The organism is Streptomyces glaucus (assembly GCF_039533365.1).
Classification (GTDB): domain Bacteria; phylum Actinomycetota; class Actinomycetes; order Streptomycetales; family Streptomycetaceae; genus Streptomyces; species Streptomyces glaucus.
The window spans coordinates 1-13817 of the sequence record NZ_BAAATK010000046.1 but is presented as its reverse complement, the minus strand read 5'-3'; the positions used below and the strand labels follow the sequence as shown (position 1 = coordinate 13817).

At 74.8% G+C, this 13817-nt stretch carries 12 protein-coding genes, 1 tRNA gene and 1 other RNA gene; 5 read left to right on the top strand and 9 right to left on the bottom strand.

Going from position 1 to position 13817, the window contains the following annotated elements:
- Window positions 1-79: 79 nt before the first annotated feature.
- The 6 genes from ABD363_RS26220 to ABD363_RS26195 all read right to left on the bottom strand — a co-directional run bounded on the left by ABD363_RS26220 (window position 80) and on the right by ABD363_RS26195 (window position 8313).
- Window positions 80-2359, bottom strand: coding sequence for a VWA domain-containing protein (locus tag ABD363_RS26220; protein ID WP_344607802.1), 2280 nt, complete (start codon window positions 2357-2359; stop codon window positions 80-82).
- A gap of 74 nt (window positions 2360-2433) precedes the next feature.
- Window positions 2434-2982, bottom strand: coding sequence for a Pycsar system effector family protein (locus ABD363_RS26215; protein ID WP_344607800.1), 549 nt, complete (start codon window positions 2980-2982; stop codon window positions 2434-2436).
- On the bottom strand, window positions 2979-4043 hold the full coding sequence (locus ABD363_RS26210; RefSeq protein ID WP_344607798.1) for a hypothetical protein: 1065 nt from the start codon (window positions 4041-4043) through the stop codon (window positions 2979-2981). Before ABD363_RS26210 ends, ABD363_RS26215 begins: the two co-directional genes overlap by 4 nt.
- Window positions 4036-6594, bottom strand: coding sequence for a hypothetical protein (locus ABD363_RS26205; RefSeq protein WP_344607796.1), 2559 nt, complete (start codon window positions 6592-6594; stop codon window positions 4036-4038). Before ABD363_RS26205 ends, ABD363_RS26210 begins: the two co-directional genes overlap by 8 nt.
- Window positions 6591-7481 (bottom strand): hypothetical protein, encoded by an 891-nt coding sequence (locus ABD363_RS26200; RefSeq protein ID WP_344607794.1) that lies wholly within the window; start codon window positions 7479-7481, stop codon window positions 6591-6593. Before ABD363_RS26200 ends, ABD363_RS26205 begins: the two co-directional genes overlap by 4 nt.
- Window positions 7482-7602: 121 nt before the next feature.
- A complete protein-coding gene (locus ABD363_RS26195) occupies window positions 7603-8313 on the bottom strand; it encodes a Crp/Fnr family transcriptional regulator (RefSeq protein ID WP_344607870.1) in 711 nt (236 codons plus the stop codon).
- A 567-nt stretch (window positions 8314-8880) separates the two neighbouring features.
- Between ABD363_RS26195 and ABD363_RS26190 the strand changes: the two genes are divergently transcribed.
- Both ABD363_RS26190 and ABD363_RS26185 read left to right on the top strand, forming a co-directional pair.
- A complete protein-coding gene (locus tag ABD363_RS26190) occupies window positions 8881-9258 on the top strand; it encodes an ArsR/SmtB family transcription factor (protein ID WP_344607792.1) in 378 nt (125 codons plus the stop codon).
- Between the two features lie 207 nt (window positions 9259-9465).
- Complete coding sequence (locus ABD363_RS26185) at window positions 9466-9939, top strand: GNAT family N-acetyltransferase (protein ID WP_344607868.1); 474 nt, start codon at window positions 9466-9468, stop codon at window positions 9937-9939.
- A gap of 24 nt (window positions 9940-9963) precedes the next feature.
- Here the strand turns inward: ABD363_RS26185 and arsB are convergent, their stop codons facing one another.
- Window positions 9964-11049, bottom strand: coding sequence for an ACR3 family arsenite efflux transporter (gene arsB, locus ABD363_RS26180; protein ID WP_344607790.1), 1086 nt, complete (start codon window positions 11047-11049; stop codon window positions 9964-9966).
- On the bottom strand, window positions 11046-11354 hold the full coding sequence (locus tag ABD363_RS26175) for an ArsR/SmtB family transcription factor (protein WP_344607787.1): 309 nt from the start codon (window positions 11352-11354) through the stop codon (window positions 11046-11048). The genes arsB and ABD363_RS26175 overlap by 4 nt, the downstream gene beginning before the upstream one ends.
- A gap of 137 nt (window positions 11355-11491) precedes the next feature.
- On the opposite strand from ABD363_RS26175, the gene ABD363_RS26170 reads away from it, so the two are divergent.
- A complete protein-coding gene (locus ABD363_RS26170) occupies window positions 11492-11914 on the top strand; it encodes an arsenate reductase ArsC (protein WP_344607785.1) in 423 nt (140 codons plus the stop codon).
- A gap of 211 nt (window positions 11915-12125) precedes the next feature.
- Here the strand turns inward: ABD363_RS26170 and ABD363_RS26165 are convergent.
- Window positions 12126-12213: transfer RNA gene (locus ABD363_RS26165), tRNA-Ser, on the bottom strand.
- A 72-nt stretch (window positions 12214-12285) separates the two neighbouring features.
- Here ABD363_RS26165 and ffs point away from each other — a divergent pair.
- Both ffs and ABD363_RS26155 read left to right on the top strand, forming a co-directional pair.
- An RNA gene (gene ffs / locus ABD363_RS26160) (signal recognition particle sRNA small type) lies at window positions 12286-12384 on the top strand.
- 81 nt (window positions 12385-12465) lie between these two features.
- Window positions 12466-13817, top strand: a 1352-nt coding sequence (locus ABD363_RS26155; RefSeq protein WP_344607783.1) for a DNA polymerase III subunit gamma and tau, incomplete at its 3' end; no start/stop codon positions are given.

The following is a 13817-nucleotide window of genomic DNA, read 5'->3' as shown; positions in this document are numbered from 1 at the left end:
GCAGGTTCGTGCCGGGTACGTCCGTGGATGTCTCGCGGTGCGCGGGGGCGGGCGGAGCGCGGCGCCCGCCCCCGGCGCGTCACAGGTACGACTGGTAGGCGCTCGTGCCGCCGTCACCGGCGTCGGCCCCGGAACCGGGCGGCGGCGGTGCGGAAGGCTGCCGCCCGAGGGCCAGGCTCAGCGTGTCGGTCAGCGCCACCTGGCCGCGGGCGGGCAGCGGGGTCCGGCCGCCGCCGCGCCGGCGCAGCACCGCGCCGCCCTCGGGGCTGCGCTGGACGGCGTACGGGCCGTTGGCCCGCCGCTCGATGCGCGGACTGCGGTGGGGTTCGACGACGGCGAACTCGTACCACTGCTTGTGCCCGTGCCCGGCGGTGTGCTCGTTGAGCACGTCGCCCTCCTCGGACAGCAGGCACAGCACCAGCCCGTACGGGTCCCGGCGGGCGCGGTGCTGCCGCGTCCAGGCGACGGCCGCGGCGGCGAGCAGCGCGAGCAGTACGGCGGCGGCCACGAACGCCCACCAGTACCGGTCCCAGATGCCGGGCTCCGGCGTCACCCGCACCGAGAGCGGGGACCGCACCAGGGCCCGGCCGCCGTCGGTGGTGTCGGTGACCGTGAGGGTGCCGGCGAGCCGCAGGCCGTCCTCGCCGAGGCGGTCGCCGAAGACGGCGGCCGGGGCCACCTCGACCGTCACCTTCCTGGTCCCCGACTCGCCGGGCTTCACCTCGATCTCGGCCGGGTCGACCGACAGCAGCCCCGGCCGCAGGTCGGCGACGGACAGGCGCAGGGTGTGCGGGGTGCCGCTGGTGTTGCGGACGGCCAGGAGGCCGGTGACGGCGGCGCCGGGACGGGTGTCCGCGGCGAGCGGTTCCAGCGCGGCGGCGACGGGCAGTTCGCCGGGCGCGACCCGGCCGCCCTCGCTGCGGGTGTCGGCGCTCAGCCCCGAGGCGGTCAGCGTGCCGCTCACCTTCAGCGCCCCGTCGGCGCTCCGCGGGATCCGCACGGTGCCGGTGAAGGAGCCGTCGCTGGCCTCGGGGTCGGCCCCCTCGCCGTCGTCGGAGAGGTCCAGCGCCAGCGGGCGGAAGCCGTCCCCGGTCAGCTCGCCGCGGACGCGCAGCCCCGCGTAGTCGCGCGGGTCCTTGATCTCGTACCCCTCGCGGGTCTGCAGCCGCATGGTCACCGTGACCTTCTCCCCGGCCTGCGGCGAGGGCGGGTCCATGGTGATGGCGCCGCGCAGCTCGCCCTGCCACAGCACGCTGACGGCGACCGGCAGGGAGCGGTGCCCCTCGGGGGCCTCGGCCTTCACCTTCCAGGTGCCGGGCAGCGGGTCGACGATCTTCAGCGCCTCGACGGTGCCGGTGGCGCCCGCCAGCTCGAAGCGCGACCCGCGGAACGTGCCGGAGGTGGGGACCTCGTGGCCGTTGGGGTCGTAGTAGCTGATCCGCACCTCGGGGTCGCCCTTGTCGACGACGATGCTGCCCACGGTGGCCAGCGGCGAGATGCCGATCTCCAGGGTGGCGGGCGGCCGCTCGCTGGGGCCCTCCTCGTGCCGCATGCAGTGGGCGGCGGCGAAGATCTTCTCCAGTGCGGTGCCGACGTCCTTCGCCCCGTCGACCTTCTGCGCCCTCGGGCGGGCGGAGTCCAGGGCGACGCAGCCCTTCTGGTACCCGCCCGCGGCCATCCGCCCGAGCTGCTCCTCGTCCGGGTCGGACCCGAAGCCGAGCGGCCAGATCTGCACGTTGTGGGCGGCGGCGTTCGCCAGTTCCCGCTCCAGCTGCCGCTCGCCCTCGGCCTCGCGGTGCGCGGGGTCGCCGTACTGGGGGCTGCCGGTGACGTCCATCCGCCCGTCGGTGAGGAGGAACAGCACGCGGGGCTCGGACGGGTCGGTGCCGGTGGTGAGGTCGTGCACGCCCTGACGGATCGCGCTGGGGAAGTCGGTGCCGGTGCCCTCGTCCTCCCCGCGGCCGCGCAGCTTGTCGACGCAGGCGCCGATCGTCTTGCGGCCCGCCGCGTCCAGCGCGGTCCGCGGGCACACCGGGTCCACGGCGCGCTGGTCGCCGGACTCGGCGGCGGCGAAACCGAAGACCGTGACGTGGGACGAGGCGGAGACGTCGCCCAGCGCGATCCGGGCGGCGGCGGCCTTCTCGGCCTTGACGTCCGCGGGCGTGAGGCTGGCGGACACGTCCACGGCGACCGCGTAGTTGACCGACGGGAAGGCCGGTCCGGCCTGCGCCGCCGGCACCGGATCGTGCCCGGCGGGCGCCAGCAGGGACACGACCACCGCGGCGCCGCCCAGCACGGCCGCCGCGGCGTGTCGCAGCCGCCCCCTTCTCGTCTGCCGTCTTCTCCTGACTCTTCCCACGGCCGTCCCCCAGCTTCTGTGGCTTGTCGGTTCGTCTCTGTGTCATGCGGTGCGGTGACGCGGGCCGGCCGGGGTCACCGCGCGGTCAGGCCCCACACCAGCGCCAGCGCCGCGGACGGGGCGAGCGAGCCCACGCCCCAGCGGATGGCGCGGTACTTGGCGGCCAGGATCGAGCTGACGTCCACGGCCTGGACGAGCAGCCACTCGGCGGGGTCGAGCCCGGCCTCACCGATCCGGGCGGACAGGCCCGCCAGGTCGCGGGGCGCCACCAGGTCCCCGAAGTACGTCACGCCGTCCCGGGCGCGGAACGTGCCGGTGCGCGGCATGAGCGCCCCGATCAGCGCGGTCACCGACACCGTCCAGAACACCCCCGCGAGGACCAGCGTCACGTCGGCGGGCCCGCGCCAGCCCGGCGCGCCGTGCCAGCCCATCAGCAGCGCGGGCAGCGTGAGCGCTCCCGAGAGCAGCACGGCCGCCTTCGAGTCGGCCCGGCCGAGGTCCTCCCGGGCCGTGCTCAGCAACCGCTCGGCGACGCGCTCGCCCGCCCGGTCGGGGCGGTGCCGACCCCCGTCCGGCACCACCCCGGCCGGGTCGCCCGGCGGTCCCCCGTCGCCCGTGGTCATCGGTCCTCTTCCGCCCAGGACCATCCGTCGTCCCGGGAGCGTCTGCGGCGGCGCGGCGGCTCCTCCTCGTCCCGGCGGGCCGGGTACGGATCGTCCCGGCGGGCCGGGTGCCCCGGCCGGGAGGGCGGCTCGTCCGCCACCCAGTCCGGGACGAACGGCCCGCCGGCGGGCGGCTCGTCGGCGGACTGCTCCAGCTGCGCCGGCTCCCGGCGGGCCGGCACCGACCCGATGGGCCCCTGGACGGGGTGGTGGCGTCCCTGGTTGAGGAGGTTCAGGGCCTGGGTCTCCACGTCGTTGGAGTGGATGTGGCCGCTGGCGACCATGGCGAACAGCCGGTCGATGCGGTCCTTCTCGTCCTGCCGGCCCTCCTGGCGGATCTTCTCCAGGAAGTCCCTGGCCCCTTCCGGGTCGGCCGCCAGCATGAAGCTGAGCTGTTCCAGGTCCCCGCCCCGCAGCATGTCCCGGAACGAGCTCTGCCGCACGCGGGTCAGCTCGGCGGAGGCGTGCGCGTCCCGGATGCCGTCCATGTGCTTGATCGTCCGGTCGTCCACCCGCAGGCGGACGTACAGCCGCACCCGCAGGCCGAGGTCGGCGCCCAGGTCGTCCCAGCGGCCGCCGGCGCACGCCTGGGTGACGGCGCGGTCGGCCCTCTCGGCCTCGGTCACCGGGTAGTTCGAGGTGACCTCGCGCAGCCGCTCCAGCACCGGCGCGGTCAGGCGCTGGGCGACGTCGGTGACGACCTCCACGGCGGCCAGGTGGGGGTCGGTCACGGTCCAGTGGATGTCCACCTCGGCCTTGAAGAAGGTGGTGCCGCCGGCGGCCGGCAGCTCCATCCGGAGCGTCGTCACGAAGGTGCCGAGCGCGATCTCGCAGACGGTGTGCGGCCGGGCCAGCGCCCGCCTGCCGACGTGCTGGACCCCGGAGACGGTGACCACGCTGTAGCCGCCGTTGCGGTAGAAGAGCACCGAGGCCGTCCGGGCGCTCGTGTGCCGGAACCCGCCGGCCGGCGGACGCTCCCGCAGAAACGGACCCGCGGGTGCCGCGTCCTCGTCCTCAGCCATCCCTGTCCTCCTCGCGTATCCGCCGGCCCCGCGGCGCGACGGCGAGCCACCACAGGGAGCGCGCCTGCGCGTCGGGGAGCGGGTCTTCCGGATCGTTCATCATGCGGCGCAGCAGCCAGTCCAGCCGCCGCCGGTCGTTCTCCTCGGGGGCCAGCGCGGGCAGCAGCGCCGCCAGCCCCGGCCGGGTCCACTCCGCGCCGTCCCCGCGCACGGCCGTCCGCAGCAGGGCCTCCAGCGCGTCCTGCGCCACGTCCCTGGACCGGGCCGTGTGCAGCGCGGTCCACAGCAGGTCGGCCATGGCGGGGACGAGTTCGGGCCGGGTGGCGGCCAGGGCGAGCGGCAGCGGCCAGTCGCCCCGGTCGCCCAGCGGGGAGCCGGGATCGTCGGTCAGCACCTCGTCCACCGTGGTCAGCGCGAGCCGGACGGTGGTCACCAGCCCCAGGTCCTGGTACTCCTCGCGCTTGTGGTGGGTCCATTCGGCCATCCGCCGCAGTACCCGCCCGCCGTCCGGCAGCGCCAGCAGCCGTACGACGTTGAAGGAGGCGACGGCCAGCTGCTCCCCGCCGTCGCGGACCCCGATCCGGGCCAGGGCGTCCAGCGCGTCGTCCGTCGTCGCGGCGGCGTTGCCGTAGCCCAGCGCCATCGCCGCGGTCCAGCGCAGCGGCTTCGTGCCGGACCTGCTCCAGTCGCCGACCAGCCGGTGCACCGCCGCGCGGTGCGAGTCGTGGCCGGCCGCCTGGTCCAGCATGGTCGCCGCGAAGATCCTCCGCCGGGGCGTGGCCGCCTCGGCGAGCGGCCGGATCAGCTCCGTGTGGCCGTGGTCGAAGTCCCGTACGCACAGCTCCCCGGCGGCGACCGCGGCGCGCATCCACACCTGGGACCGCGGGTCGTCCGCCAGCAGCCGCAGCCAGCGCACCACCGGGGCCCGCACGGGGAAGTGCCGGTCCCACAGCTCGGTCAGCACCGCGGACGGCAGGGCGGAACCCCGGTACCAGATCAGCCGCGCCGGCACCTCGACGCCGGCCACCTCGACCCGGCCGTCGGTGAGTTCGGCGCGCGACAGCGCCCGGTCGGACTCCGGGTCGTCGCAGAACAGCGGGCGGGCCGGCGTGCGGTCCGGATCGCACTGGACGGACAGCTCCCAGGTCAGCAGATGGGCGGCGGCGGCCACGGCGCTGTACGAGGCGCCGCCCAGCACCGCGAGCGCGATCCGGAACGCCACCGGGTGCAGCAGGCTCGCCGTGTCCGGCCGCCCCGCGCCGCGCTCCGCCCCGGCCGGGAGCGCCGCCGGCACCCGGTCCACCCCGGCGAACCACTCCTGGGCCTGGGCGGCGGCGAGGCTGCGGCACCCGGCCAGCAGCTCCTCGTAGGGGAGGCCGTCCAGCACGTGCCTGGCCAGCAGCGACGCGAGCAGCTCCGCCTCGACGGGCCGCAGGTCGTCCAGGCCGACCGCGTCCCGGACCTCCTCCCGGACCGCCAGTTCCTCCGCCCGGGCCAGCAGCCGCTCCAGTCCGGCGGCGGCGTCCGGCACCGCGGCGGCGTGGTCCTCCAGCAGCTCCCGCAGCCGGGTGGTGAGCAGCTCCTCGGTGGGCGCGGGCGGGCAGCGCATGCCGTACCGCCCGGCCAGCAGGGGGTTCGCGGCCGAGCCGACGGCGACCACGATCACCGCGAAGGCCCGGCGGCGGACCAGGGCCGAGGCGAGTTCGTCGAGGTCCATCTCGTCCGGGGGCAGCACCCCGGGCCTGGTGAGGGTGAGCTCCAGGAGGTACCCCGTACCGTGCTCCGCGTCCTCGCCCTCGCCGCCCAGCGACTCGGCGAGCTGCCGGACCCCCCCGTCCGGATCGACCCGCCGCACCCGGGACCGGGCCGCGGGCCCGGCGTCCCGGCCGTCGGCCGCGGTGACCTCGTCGAGCAACGAGAGCGCGGTGCTGGTCCGTCCGGTGCCGGGGGCGGCGCCGAGCACCAGCAGCCGGCGGGCGGTGAGGGCGTCGCGCAGCCGTACGTACCCCTGCGGCTCCACGTGCACCCGGCGGAGCCTGCGCAGCTCCTCGTCCGGCACGGGTCCGCCGCGCAGGCCCGCGCCGGACTGGCGGGCGTCCATGCGCAGATGGATGTCGCCGATGTGGGCGCTGTGGAAGAAGGAGCGGTCGAAGGTGGTCAGGTCCCGGCCCGCGTCGAACAGCATCCGCGTGGCGCGGCGCGTACGGGAGGCGGCGGCGAGATCGGTGGGCCCGCCCTCGTCCTGCTCCTCGGCGAGGGGATCGCGGGTGTGCTCCTTGAACCGCCCCGCGGCGCGCTCCCGTTCCCGTTCCCGCTCCGCGGCCTCGTCGCCGTCGGCCCCGGCCTCGTTCTTCTCCCCGGGCTCCTTGCCCTCCTTGCCTTCTGTGCTCTCCTCGCTCTCCCTGTCTCCCCTGTTCTCCCTGTTCTCCTTGCTCCGCCCGGTCCCCCCGGCCCGGTCGTCCCGGTCCGCCCCGCCGGACCCGTCCGCCTCGCGGACCGCCTTCGGGGCCGGGCCCTCGACGGGGCCGTCCGCGCGCCGCTCGTCGCTCATGCGGCCCCGCCCTTCCGGGGCCCGGTGCCGCCGACGGTCCGGCCGATGTGCACGGACTGCTGGTAGACGTTGTCGCGGTGCACCGACAAGTCGTCCCCGGCGCGGTAGAGGACGCGGGGGGCGCCGGCCCGGTCGCCGGGGCCTTCGCCGTGCTCGGCGAGCTCGGCGTCGAGGCCGTCGCTGTCGTCGGCCTCGACGCCGTCGCTGTCGTCGTTCCCGGTGCCGCCGGCGGCGCGGCCGCCGGTGTCCGGGCCGGCGGGCGGCGGAACGGGCGACGGCACCGCCTCGGGAACGACCGGAGCGGCGCGCCCGGGCAGGTGGAACCAGGCGGTGGCCGCGCCCTCCTTGAGCTCCAGCCGGGCCGGGGAGTAGCGCGCGGGCTCGATGAACTTGCCGCCGCCGCTGACCACGTCCTCGTACAGGGACCGGGAGACCACCACCACCAGATCGGCGCCCTCGGCGTCGAGCAGCCGCCGGGCGACGGGGGAGTCGGCCAGCCGGCAGGCGAGATCGACGGCGCGCCCGCTGATGCCCCGGTCGTCGTGCCGGACCGGGCCGACGTGCATGCCGATCCGCAGCCCCAGCGGCACGCGCAGACCGCGGTTCTCGGCCCGCAGCTTCTCGTGCACCTCGACCAGCCACAGGCCGAGCAGCCGCGTCACCGCGACCCGGCCCGCCACCGACAGCAGCACCCCGTCACCGCGGTCCTCCATGTGCACGGCGTCCCGCGCCACCTTGGCGTGTCCGAACGCCGTCTCCAGCACCCGGTAGACACGGGCCCGCATCCGCGGCTTGTCGGCGTCCTCGTACTCCCCGGAACGTCTGGCGTCGACGCTGATCACCGACTCGTAGTGCGCTTCGCCGAGATCCGTCACGTCCTGGTGCACCCGTGCCCCCTGCCGTCCTGTCCGCGTGCCCGCGGGTTCGCCTGTCGCAATGCCGTCCCCCTCAGCGTCGGGCCCGGGACGAGGGCCGTCTGTAGCCGTTTACACACGGTGCGGTGGGGCCCTACTCCTGATGGCCGTCCGCGAGGAGGGCGAGCAGGGCGGGATCGCGTATCTCCACCATCCGGTTGCCGGTGCGCACGATGTCCTGGGCGCGCAGCAGCCGCAGGGCCTTGGCGACGGCTTCCCGGGTGGCTCCGATCGTGGCGGCGAGTTCGTCCTGGGCCAGGTGGACGACGGGACCCGCGGGCGACGGGCCGGCGGGGGAGGGGGCGTAGGGGCCGGCGGGTTCGGTGCGCGACAGTTCGGCGAGCCGGCCGGCCAGCCGCTGCAGCACGGTGAGCGAGGCGAGCGCGGACCGCTCCTGGTCGGCGCTGCGCAGCCGGAAGGTGAGCTGACGGATCACCAGGTTGCTGACACGGGGGTGCAGGGCGAGGAAGCGGCGGAACGCGTCCCCGGATATGACCTGGGCGTCCGTGGGGCCGAGCGCGCGCACGGTGGCGCTACGCGGATGGGGATCCAGCGCGGCCATCTCGCCGAGGAGTTCACCCGGGCCGCGCAGGCCGAGTATGAGCCGGGTGGCACCTCGGTCCGTCACCACGGAAACGGTCACCCAGCCCTGAAGTATGATCATGACGTGACTGGAGCGGTCACCTTCGGTCAGAAGGTGGGCGTCGGCCGGATAGTGCTTCCGGACCCCGAGCGCCATCACGCTCTCCCGCTCCTGGGCTGTCAGGGCGTGTGCGAACGCCAGCTCGTCGCCGAGCAGAGCCATGGTCACGCCCCCCGTCACGATCCGGACGCCTGGTTTTTCGATGGCGTCGATGGTGGCAGAGCGGCATTCCCGTTCGAGTGAATTACGCCACACCGGGGGTACTGGCCGGTATTAGATGAACCGCCAGGTGGATCGCTCCGGTTCCGGCGTCCTCACCGGCCTCATCCGGACATTCCCGCCTCCCCGCCCCCAGCGGTGCCGTCGGGCCGGACCAGGCACAAGACCCCCGCGCGGCAGGGACACGCCGAACCGGCCAGGGGAGGCGGAGTTGGCGAAAACTCGGGTTTTCCCCACCGGATTCGTGAGAAGAGGGTGGCGGCCCTGTGGGGACACAGTGATCTGTTCCGGTCTTTTCCGGTCCTTTCCCGTGCCCTCCGAAGCTCTCTTGTGAACGGAACGGTGACCGGCTCCCGGCGCCGGTCGCCGTCCCGCCGGCCCGGACGCCGGGTCGATCCGGGCGTCGGGCCGGGGCGCCGCCCGGAGTGCCGCCGGGGAGGCGGTGACCCGTGGAGCGCCTGAACCGCTTCGCCCCTCCCCCCTTGGTTCGACGTATGTCAACATAGGCGCATGTCGAACACGAAGGCGCTGCCGGTGCCGGACCCGGCCGACGCGCGGGCCGTGGCGCCGTGCTGCCCCCCGCTCACCGAGCGCCCGTTCACCGCGGAGGAGGCCGAGACGGCCGCGCGGATGTTCAAGGCCCTCGGCGACCCGGTGCGGCTGCGGCTGTTCTCCGCGGTCGCCTCGCACGAGGGCGGCGAGGCGTGCGTGTGCGACATCTCCGACGTCGGCGTCTCCCAGCCCACGGTGAGCCACCACCTGAAGAAGCTCAAGGAGGCCGGTCTGCTCGCCTCCGAGCGGCGCGGCACCTGGGTCTACTACCGCGTCGAGCCGTCCGTACTGGCCGCGATGGGCAAGCTGCTGACCGGCCCGTCGGCCGCGGCCTGACCACGCCGGGAACCGGCCGGCCGCGCCCGCGAAGCCTTCGGAAGCGGGCCCGTGAAGCGGCCCGGACCGCGCAGCGGCCGCACCCGCGACCACGACCGGAGACAGGACCGGAACCCGGAACCCGGAACCCGGAACCCGCCGCCGAAGTCCCCAGGAGAGGCCACCGTGTCCCACCCGTCCCCCGCGCCGGGCCCCGCCGTCGTGCCGATGACCGCCGAGCACGCCGGCCAGGTCCTGGCGATCTACCAGGCGGGCATCGACGAGGGCGACGCCACCTTCGAGACGGCGGCGCCGACCTGGCAGGCCTTCGACGCGGCGAAGCTGCCCGCGCACCGCTTCGTGGCGCTGGACGAGGCCGGCGCGGTCCTCGGCTGGGTCGCCGTCACCAGGGTCTCCGACCGCTGCGCCTACGCCGGCGTCGTCGAGCACTCCGTCTACGTCGCTCCCGCCGCCCGGGGCCGCGGCGTGGCCGGCGCCCTGCTCGGGGCGCTGATCGCCTCCACGGAGGCGGCCGGGATCTGGACGATCCAGTCCGGGATCTTCCCCGAGAACACCGCCAGCCTCGCCCTGCACCGGCGCGCCGGCTTCCGCGTCGTCGGCACCCGCGAGCGCGTCGGCCGCCACCACGGCCGCTGGCGCGACGTCGTCCTGGTCGAACGCCGCAGCCCCGCCGTCGTCTGACGGCCGCTCCGGCAGCCGGGGCGCTCAGGCCGGCCCGCGGGCGAACCGGCGTCGCCAGGCCAGGGAGACGTACACGAGCGCGATCAGGACGGGCACCTCGATCAGCGGCCCGACCACACCCGACAGCGCCTGGCCGGAGGTCACGCCGAAGGTGGCGACGGCGACCGCGATCGCGAGCTCGAAGTTGTTGCCCGCCGCGGTGAAGGCGAGGGTGGCGGTGCGGTCGTAGGCGAGGCCGATCGCCTTGCCGAGCGCGAAGGTGCCGAACCACATCACCGCGAAGTACCCCAGCAGCGGCACCGCGATCCGGGCCACGTCCAGCGGCCGGGAGGTGATCGTCCTCCCCTGCAGGGCGAAGAGGACGACGATCGTGAAGAGCAGGCCGTACAGCGCCCAGGGGCCGATCCTCGGCAGGAGGCGCCGCTCGTAGCCCTCACGGCCCATCCGCCGCTCGCCGACGCGACGGGTGAGGAACCCGGCGAGCAGCGGGACGCCGAGGAAGACGACGACGTTCAGGGCGATCTCCCCCGTCGAGATGTCCAGGTGCTCGCCGTCGCCGAGGCCGAGCAGGCCGGGCAGCAGGTCGAGGTAGACCCAGCCGAGCAGACCGAACGCCAGGACCTGGAAGACCGAGTTCAGCGCGACGAGCACGGCCGCGGCCTCGCGGTCGCCGCAGGCGAGGTCGTTCCAGATGACGACCATGGCGATGCAGCGGGCGAGGCCGACGACGACCAGGCCGGTGCGGTACTCGGGAAGGTCCGGCAGGAAGATCCAGGCCAGCGCGAACATCACCGCGGGCCCGACGATCCAGTTGACGATCAGCGACGAGACCATGAGCTTGCGGTCGCCGGTGACGGCGTCGAGTCCGTCGTAGCGGACCTTGGCCAGGACCGGGTACATCATGACCAGCAGGCCGAGGGCGATGGGCAGGGAGATCCCGCCGACCTCGACCTCGGCCAGGGCGTCGTCCAGACCGGGGACCGCGCGCCCGAGCCCGAGGCCCACGGCCATGGCGATCAGGATCCAGACGGCGAGGAACCGGTCGAGCGTCGACAGCCTCGCGGCGACCGAGGAGTCCTCGCCGGCCGCGGGTGCTTCGGTGCGGGTCACGGGCAGGCCCTCCGGTGGCCGGCGGTGTCGCGGGCGGACTCGGCCAGTGCGGCGAACCGGCCGGCCAGCCGCTCGATGACGTCGGGGCGCAGCCGGTAGTACGTGTACCGGCCGCACGGCTCGGTCTCCACGACCCCGGCCTCGCGCAGCACTCGCAGGTGGTTGGAGAGGTTGGTCTGCCGGGCCCCGGTCTCCTCCACCAGATGGGTGGTGCACAGCGTCTCGCGGGCGAGCAGGGTCACGATGCGGAGCCTGAGCGGGTCGGCCAGCACCCGGATCAGATCAGTGTCGGCTGATGTCAGCATGGGCTGATACTGTCACGGCGCCCGGAACCGGTACCGGCCCGGACCGATCCCGCCGTCACGAGGGCCCCCGGCGCCGCCCGCACCCCTTTCGCCCTCGCTCGCCCCGCCCGCCCACGTGCGAAGGAAGCCCGAACCCGATGTCCTCCACCACCCCGCTCGCCTCGGTCCTCTTCGTCTGCGTCCACAACGCGGGCCGTTCCCAGATGGCCGCCGGCTTCCTGCGCCACCTCGCGGGCGACCGCGTCGAGGTCCGCTCCGCCGGCTCCCTCCCCGCCGACCGGGTCAACCCGGCCGCGGTCCAGGCCATGAAGGAGGCCGGCGTCGACATCTCCGGCGCCGAGCCGAAGATCCTGACCACCGAGGCCGTCCAGGCGTCGGACTACGTCATCACCATGGGCTGCGGCGACGCCTGCCCGGTCTTCCCCGGCAGGACGTACCTCGACTGGACCCTGGAGGACCCGGCCGGCAAGGGCGTCGAGGCCGTCCGCCCGATCCGGGACCAGATCCGCGAGCGCGTCGAGGCCCTCGTCGCGGAGATCGACGCCCGGCGGCGCGGGTGACGCCGCTCACCGCGGCGCGGCCCGCGCGCGGAGGCGCCCGGACCGGCGGGAGCGGGCCGGTCCCCCGGCCGGGTACGGACACGGGGAGCGGGCGCGCCGCCTTCGCGCGGATGTGACACGGACCACGGGAACGGCCGGTCCCGCCGGGCCGCGCGGCGGCCGAGTGCGACGCCAGAGGGGCGGACCGCTGATGCGGTCCGGCCCTCTGGGCTGGCGGAGGATACGAGATTCGAACTCGTGAGGGGTTGCCCCCAACACGCTTTCCAAGCGTGCGCCCTAGGCCTCTAGGCGAATCCTCCGCCGGAAACATTACATGACCGAGAGGAGTGCTCGCGAACTCGTTCCCGGCCGGTCGGATCGGGTAGGCTTGGCGAAGCCCCTCACGCGGCGCTATCTGACTGAACTCCCCCAGGGCCGGAAGGCAGCAAGGGTAGGTTGGCTCTGGCGGGTGCGTGGGGGGCGCTCGCGTTTCCGGGAGGGGCGCCGCCGGGGGATCCGGGCGGGCTCGCGGGCGAGGTCCTTTGTCGGTGGGCGCCTATAACCTCGTAGGCGTGTCGTCTCTCGCGCTGTACCGCCGCTATCGCCCGGAGTCGTTCGCCGAGGTCATCGGGCAGGAGCATGTCACCGACCCGCTGCAGCAGGCGCTGCGGAACAACCGGGTCAATCACGCGTACCTGTTCAGCGGTCCGCGCGGATGCGGCAAGACGACCAGCGCGCGGATCCTGGCCCGCTGCCTGAACTGCGAGAAGGGACCGACGCCGACGCCGTGCGGCGAGTGCCAGTCCTGCCGCGACCTGGCCAGGAACGGACCCGGCTCGATCGACGTCATCGAGATCGACGCCGCTTCGCACGGTGGTGTGGACGACGCCCGTGACCTGCGGGAGAAGGCGTTCTTCGGGCCCGCCCACAGCCGGTACAAGATCTACATCATCGACGAGGCCCACATGGTCACGTCGGCCGGCTTCAACGCGCTGCTGAAGGTCGTCGAGGAGCCGCCCGAGCACCTCAAGTTCATCTTCGCCACGACCGAGCCCGAGAAGGTCATCGGGACGATCCGGTCCAGGACCCACCACTATCCGTTCCGGCTCGTCCCGCCCGGAACCCTCCGGGAGTACCTCGCCGAGGTGTGCCGCAAGGAGGACATCCCCGTCGAGGACGGGGTGCTGCCGCTCGTCGTGCGGGCCGGCGGCGGGTCCGTGCGCGACTCCATGTCCGTCATGGACCAGTTGCTGGCGGGCGCCGGCGCCGAGGGCGTGACGTACGCCATGGCGACCGCCCTGCTCGGATACACGGACGGATCGCTGCTCGACTCCGTCGTCGAGGCCTTCGCCTCCGGTGACGGCGCCGCGGCCTTCGAGGTCGTGGACCGCGTCATCGAAGGCGGCAACGACCCGCGCCGCTTCGTCGCCGACCTGCTGGAGCGGCTGCGTGACCTGGTCATCCTGGCCGCCGTGCCGGACGCCGCGGAGAAGGGGCTCATCGACGCGCCGGCGGACGTCGTGGAGCGGATGCAGGCGCAGGCGCGTTCCTTCGGCGCCGCCGAGCTCAGCCGCGCCGCCGACCTGGTCAACGAAGGGCTGACCGAGATGCGGGGCGCCACCTCGCCCCGCCTCCAGCTCGAACTGATCTGCGCGCGCGTCCTGCTGCCCGCCGCCTACGGCGACGAGCGGTCCGTCATGGCCCGCCTGGACCGCATCGAGCGGGGCGTGAGCTTCTCCGCGGGAGCGGGCACGCCCGCGATGGGATACGCGCCCGGGCCCGAGGCCCACGGGGGAGCCGCGGCGATGCCGGTTCCGCCGGGCGGCGGGCCCGCCGCGGCACGAGCGGCGGTGCGGGGCGCCGGCGCGCCCGGAACCGGCGGTGCGGCGCCCGGAAGCGGCGGCCCGGCCGGGGGGAACGCGCC